5 protein-coding genes are annotated in these 6,777 nt (G+C 48.9%); 1 reads left to right on the top strand and 4 read right to left on the bottom strand.

Annotated features, from left to right (window positions below; translation table 11 throughout):
* Window positions 1-293: 293 nt before the first annotated feature.
* The 4 genes from KI367_RS26380 to KI367_RS26365 form a co-directional block, all read right to left on the bottom strand.
* Entirely contained in the window at window positions 294-1,844 is a 1,551-nt protein-coding gene (locus KI367_RS26380; RefSeq protein ID WP_212953231.1) for a hydantoinase/oxoprolinase family protein, read from the bottom strand.
* Entirely contained in the window at window positions 1,837-2,940 is a 1,104-nt protein-coding gene (locus KI367_RS26375; RefSeq protein WP_212953229.1) for an S-methyl thiohydantoin desulfurase family protein, read from the bottom strand. Before KI367_RS26375 ends, KI367_RS26380 begins: the two co-directional genes overlap by 8 nt.
* Complete coding sequence (locus tag KI367_RS26370; RefSeq protein ID WP_212953228.1) at window positions 2,937-4,205, bottom strand: cytosine permease; 1,269 nt, start codon at window positions 4,203-4,205, stop codon at window positions 2,937-2,939. The genes KI367_RS26375 and KI367_RS26370 overlap by 4 nt, the downstream gene beginning before the upstream one ends.
* 130 nt (window positions 4,206-4,335) lie before the next feature.
* Entirely contained in the window at window positions 4,336-5,865 is a 1,530-nt protein-coding gene (locus KI367_RS26365) for a PucR family transcriptional regulator (protein ID WP_246537343.1), read from the bottom strand.
* Window positions 5,866-6,356: 491 nt separating this feature from the next.
* On the opposite strand from KI367_RS26365, the gene KI367_RS27490 reads away from it, so the two are divergent.
* Window positions 6,357-6,446, top strand: coding sequence for a putative holin-like toxin (locus tag KI367_RS27490; protein WP_373316307.1), 90 nt, complete (start codon window positions 6,357-6,359; stop codon window positions 6,444-6,446).
* Window positions 6,447-6,777 lie beyond the last annotated feature (331 nt).

The raw sequence follows: 6,777 nt of genomic DNA, 5'->3' as shown, positions 1-6,777 counted from the left end.
TTTCTACAACCGGAAACGCGTACATTCCGCTATCGGGTATCTTACACCTTTTCAATACGAACAAATGTACGGTCAAATTGCGTAATTTTCTCGATTCTGGCTGTCCAATCTATTGACAGAGGTCCACATGCTCCCTTCCATGTCTTCCTAGATTATACATCTGACAAGCATGGAACGATAGTCCCGCAGCATAGACGATACATGATGCTCACCTACATGAAAAAGAAATAGACCGCCCTCGAAAATAAAAAAAGCCTCACACAAGTTGTCTAAACTCATGTGAAGCTTCTCTTCTACTTCATGTTTCCTACGACTTTCACTCTCAGTCTCGTCGCATTTCCCGGATGATAAGCAAGCGGGGTTTCTTCCACTTCCACGAGTTCCACCGTAGCCGGATCAGCGCCGGCCAGCACCGCCTGCTTTACGGCTTTTTCTTGCGCATCTCTAAGTGAATCCTCACGTGGCTCTGTAGAATAGATGTAAATTTGTTCATATTGTCCGCTGATTTGAGCAATACACGCGCCAATGGCGTTGGCTACGCCCCCGTTCTCAGGCTTGATCATACGGGATACCCCGCGAATCGTGTCCGGTATAACGACACTGCCGCCCCCTACCAAAACAAGCTCAACGTCTCCCGAGGATGTCTTCATTTTATCAATGGCCTGTTCAATGATGGTTGCAATTTCAGCTTGCACATTTTTGGCGAAGTCTTCATCCAGATGCGCTACCAGGCTCTTATCCCCGACATCCGCAAGCCCGAGCCGAACGGCAATGTCTGTCGTAGTCAGCGTATTCCCGCCAAAAACCAGCGCTTCTTGTCCAATCTTGTATCCTACGCTGTCAGGGCCAACCGTAATTTTGCCGTTCTCCGAGCGCACAATGCTTCCGCCGCCCAGCCCGACGGAGATAATATCCGGCATGCGGAAATTCGTGCGGATATCGCCAACCTCGACCGCAACCGAGGATTCTCTCGGGAAGCCGTCCTGCAAAACCCCGATGTCCGACGTCGTCCCGCCTACGTCGAGAACCATCGTATCCTTGATCTTGGCTAAGTAGGAAGCCCCGCGAATACTGTTCGTTGGCCCGCAGGCAATGGTGAGGATCGGAAATTGCTTAGCGTAATCGATCGACATCAGGGTACCGTCATTTTGGCATAAAAACACGGCTGCGTCCGAGATGCCCTCTTCTTCCAACGCCTGAACAAAACCCTCGGTCGTCGTTTTAATCACCTTGCACAATGCCGCATTGAGGATGGTCGCATTTTCCCGTTCGATCAAACCGACCGAACCGATCAATGAAGAACAGGAAACCGGAAATTCCGGTCCGTACATTTGGTGGATGAGATCGCGAACTTGGAACTCCTGGTCATTTTTAAGGGATGAAAATACGCCGATGACCGCAATGGATTCAATACGACCGCGCCACTCTTCCAGAAGAGCCGTAATTTCGGTCTCATCGACTTCACCAAGCACTTGGCCGTCGTATTCATATCCGCCGTGGACGAGAGCGTATTTACCCGACAGCTTCTCCACCATATCCTCAGGCCAGGACGTATACGGGGCCACGGAAGCCGTTGCCGGGTAACCCAGGCGAATGACGCCGACTTGGGCCAGCTTTTTACGCTCCACAATCGCATTCGTGCACTGCGTCGTACCTAACATGGCATGCGTTATTTGGGTTTTATCGATGTCCGCTTCCTGCAGCAACCTCCGGAGAGAGGTTTCGATGCCCGTTTTAATATCCAAGCTTGTCGGTGATTTCACCGCATGGATCAACTGATGGTTCTCATCCAAAATGATGGCATCCGTGTTGGTGCCGCCCACATCGATCCCGATTCTATACATTTTCAGCCACCGCCTTTTTTACCAGTTCCTCGATTGGAACATAATCGTAATCATATCCGAAGTATCTTGGACCTGCCGTCTCGATTCCTTTTTCCGTTCTCCATTTTTCATGGGCGGGCAGCCCGATCACCCGTACGCGTTTCCCGTATTTCAGGCTTTCTGTGGTTACAGGCAACAAGGTTTCATAATCGACCAGACAGATCAAATCCGGAGTCATCGCTGCCACTTGACCATTCCGCTCGGCAACCAGGTTTTCATTTTGAAAATGAACCTTCATCTCCCCGGCTTTAAACGCCTCGATCCCTTCGAGATGCATGCGGCCGAGATTAAATCCGCCCTTGGTTTCCCGGATGACATCCACGATTTTACCTTGGAAAAGTTCATAGCCGGACACGAGTTTCAGCAGTTCTTGCAGCTTATCCTTGGCATCCCGGTTTTTCGATGTAATGATGGCGCCAATCTGTTCGGACAGGGTCACGATATGATGAACGCCGCTTTGTTTGATTTGAGCACCCGTTGCAGGATACAAGCTGACTAGAGCGCTGGCTCCCATTTCCACCGTAGCCACCCTTGCCAGCCGCTCCGTCCATCGATTATCGATGGTCTCAAAGATGCCGATGTTCCCTTTTTCATCCGTAATCGCCATCGGCGTCGCCGGAATGCCGTCCAGGTTAAACGTCACCATTTGCAGCTCCGGGAACGCCCGTCCCATACCGTCGCAGTCGATCAATGGCAATCCCAGTTGCGCCGCAACGACGATGGGAATCATGGAGTTGACGCCCCCCGCTTCCATCGGAAACGTGCCGGCGATCTTTTCTTTTCCCAAGTAATTCGCTAATTTTTGGAATACCTTCACAAACTCGTCCCCTTTTGGGAACTTCTCCACCAGTACGGAAGGCGCCCCCATCATCGCGGCGGGAATGAAAAAGTCCTCATCCTGAATCTCGTCGACCGAGTATAGTTTTACAGGTCCATATTTATCAATGGCCGAAAGAGCCATCAATTTGCCGATATAAGGGTCTCCCCCTCCGCCGGTTCCCAGAAATGCCGCGCCGACGGCGATATGTTCCACTGCTGCTTGATCTAAATATCTCATTTACGTTTCCTCCAATATGACGTCTTCTGAGCCGATAAACGATAACCGACATAATACACGACAAAAGAAATCACAATCCCGGCCAGCGGCTGATTCGGTACCTGTGGCAAGCTCGGGAAAAAGGACAACACGACGGGAGCACAAGCAATGACCGCGCCCAAAAGCCAGGAGACGACGCCCAAAGCATTCACGCCTTCAACCTCCTGCCAGCGGTTCTTATCCCCTTTGCCAAGCACCCAGTACGAAGCGATCATCACGCCTGCCACCGGCGGAATCATAGCCGACAGGATGGACATGATCGGAGTAAAATAGTTGAGGATGCCGACGACAGCCAATACGGTCCCGATGGTTCCCGCAATGCCGACGGCCCACTTTTCTTTCTCCTTCGACACGTTGAACACGTTGATTAAGGCAAAACCGCCTGAAATAACATTCACAAGGTTCGTCTTCCAGGTAGCCAGGATCAAAATCACACCGCCAATAAGCGGCGTCGTGATGCTCAAAAATGTGGCTGTAATATCGCTAGCCCGGTAAGCGATCGTCAGGACGGCCCCTGCACCGATCATCAGCAAACCCGCCGGAATAATTCCGAAAAGAGCGGCTTTCAGCACATCGGACCGTTTTTTCGAAAATTGCGAATAATCTCCCGCGATGACCGCGCCCAGCGCAAATGAACCCAGGGTTACCGCGAGTCCGTCCGTAAAGCTCATCACGGCCGCAGGTTTATAATTCTTGATGATCTGCAAGGAGTCTCCGGTAAAAGCTTCGATCAGGCCAAATACGCTGATCCCGATCAATAAAGGAACCGCAATATAACTGATCACCCGCAGCACTTTAATGCCGTACATGGCTGAAACTACCATCACCAGACCGCAGATGAGAGATGCCAGCGGCACCGGAAGGTGCACGCCGATCTCGGCCAGCAAGTTGGCCAGGGCTGCGCCGCACACATTCGCCTGGATGCCGAACCACCCGAGACACGCAATGGCGAGGATGATCGACAGAATCGTCCGAGATCCTTTTTTGCCAAACACTTGACCTGCGACCTGAACGGTCGGCCGTCCTAAATCCGTGCTTTGAATCCCCTGCAAAATCATAAGCAGCACAATAATGGCGTAGCCTGCCAATGTGACGAGCAATGCCCTTGATAACCCCATTCCTGCAACAAGCGCATTCCCTACCAACAAACTCGGGATGCTGATGACCGCGCCGGCCCAGATGATCCCCAGACTGAACCAGGATTGATATTCTTTAGCGGATTTCATGTGCCCCCTCCTCACGATGGTTCGTTCGAATCATTTTTCTCATTGTAAAAGATGAAGCAGGGCAGCGTCTTTTTCAGAAAATAAAAAAAATCCCGAGATTTTTGTCTGATTCGACAAAACCTCGGAACTTTTAGTTATGGATGAGACGGTAGACCATGCAGGCGGTATAAACATCGTACGATTCCGAATTGATGGTCACATCATATCCGATAAGCTCGCAAATTTTTTTAATGCGGTATTTCACCGTATTTTTGTGGACGAACAACAGCTTGCTGCATTCATCCATATTCCCCTTCGCATCCAGAAGAAAAGTCATCAGCGTTTTCAAAGCGTCCGGGTCGTCCATGATCGGCTCCATAACGGACAAGCATTCCTCCGTAACCTCTTCCCCCTGCTTGCTGAGGTCTATGGCCCGTTTCATGGAACGGACTTCCGCCGCGGTATATAGTTTGCGGTGATGATACATGCGGTGAACTTCTTTTTCTACGCCCTGGACGAGTTGATACATCCGCCTTACGTCCTGCGTGTTCCGCATTCTCGGAGAATACACGATGCTTGATATTTCAGCGATGAGACTCGTGTTTTCAATATATTCCGCTGCGATTTCAAATTCATTGTATTTATAGGAACAGTTCCCCAACAAAACGACAACGCAGTGATCGATCGTTTGAATGACCGCGGTTTTATAATATTGCGAAAGATGCGCTTTTAAGTCCTCCCTTATCCTTCTTTCCTCCGACAAATCCTGAATGTAAACGAGCCACATCATTTGGATGGCGGATACGTCGATATGAAGCAGATGGGCCAATCTGCGCATTTTTTCGCTTTCGTCGTTTACGATCGCTTTGACCAACGCGTATTCGCTGACCTCGTTATGCTTGTCTCCCCACAAATTGATGGCCACCTGCACGACCTCGCCGATTTGATCCATCGTTTTCGGAGGCAGCTTCGCATTCTCTTTAATGAGAAACAGGTAAAGGATCTCCCCGTTTTTTTGATGAACACGTTTGTATTCAACAAAGCAGGGCGAATTCACCTCTCCTTCTCCCGTTCCGCCGTTCAAGATGGAAGGCGCCATGGACCGGATGAGACTCGCCACATCGAGCGATGAATTCCGCGGCCACATGACCCGATTGATGATATCCAGGTTGCTGTTGGTCAGCACGATGTTCGCTTTCATCCGGTCCGACAGCAGTTTAAGGGTAATTTCCACGCTCCGCAAATGTTCCGGCAACAGCGAGACCTTTTCCAGCGATTCATTCACGAAATGCTCATTCACATTCTGATTGCTGACGATCGCCTCCATGACTTCATAAATGACTTCATTATATCGAAGAGTGTAGTCGTTTCTCGGCATGCAGATGATAATAAAATTCAGGGATTCGGCCAACTCGACCACTTCATCGGCGATATCCGGCATGACAATGCCGACATAGTACAAAATCAATCCCACTTCGCCCAGGTCATGCAAATATTGAACCGTTTTGCACTGCTGCTCCACGCTGTCCTTAATGGAATAAAAAGAGCTGATGACCAGCTCTTCGGCATACCACTCTTCCTGAACGGTCTGAATGATTTGCGAAAAGAAATTGACATCCGCCACCTCTAAAACAGATAAAGAGGATACGGTCTGATGAAGCCTGCTTGCTCCAGTGACCACCTGAGCCCCTCTAAATGAAGGCAGCTGCAGCAAATCTTTAACGGTTACCCCAATTTAACCACCACTTTTTTGTTCGATTCAAGCTGCTGTTCCTATTCTTCAAGCTGGAGAAGGACATTCTCGTAGAAATGGTCTGTTAAAACCAAACGATGATGCCCTGCCTAACGCAGCAGCCTAAGATAGGCTTTATTAATATTAGTATAACCCTCGTTATGATAAGCAACCAAGTAGTTCCATAATGTTCTTCCCTGTTATGGATTTTTTATTATGAACCCGGATTCACGACAAAACCCAGTCCTAGATAGCTCTTATCTTAGGCTGGGGCGTTTTTGTTGATTGAGTGTTCTTCTACAGTTTTATATATTGTTTCCCATGTATTCTAGCTATTTATAGTATATTTTAATGGTATTTCATCATGTCTTATATGTTATAATTTTCTGGTACAATATGCGGCTTGAAGGACGGTCGGCTAGTCTCCCGGAAGGGAGGTGATGCCCATGGAGGTTAAAGATGCACTCACCTTAATGCTCATGTTTGGCATGTTCATTTTGGCGCTTCTTACCTACATGAAAAAGAAATAGACCGCCCTCCCTAAGGTAACGGTCTATTTCGACCACCACTTAGCGGCCGACTGCTCTTTATGCAGTTATTGTGCTCAGGAGTCGTGTTCGCGCACGGCTCCTTACTTATTCTTACCTCAGTATAACTCATTTTATAACGGTTTTATAGATTTTCTTTGTTAAATTTATTTATATTTGGTCTGTTATTTTTTGATCGCAGTAATTTAGGGCTTGCTGAACAAGATTCGTTCCATCTACACCCAACGCAAGTCTCTAAACCCAAGCAGTCTGAAAAAATGCAAAAAGAGAACACGCAGTCGCCGCTCCAGATTCATGACCAGAAACTGAAGGG

The sequence above is a fragment of the Paenibacillus cookii genome (assembly GCF_018333375.1).
Classification (GTDB): Bacteria; Bacillota; Bacilli; order Paenibacillales; family Paenibacillaceae; genus Paenibacillus_AQ; species Paenibacillus_AQ cookii.
Note: the sequence above shows the minus strand (reverse complement) of the source record. Positions and strands in the feature narration are given on the sequence as shown.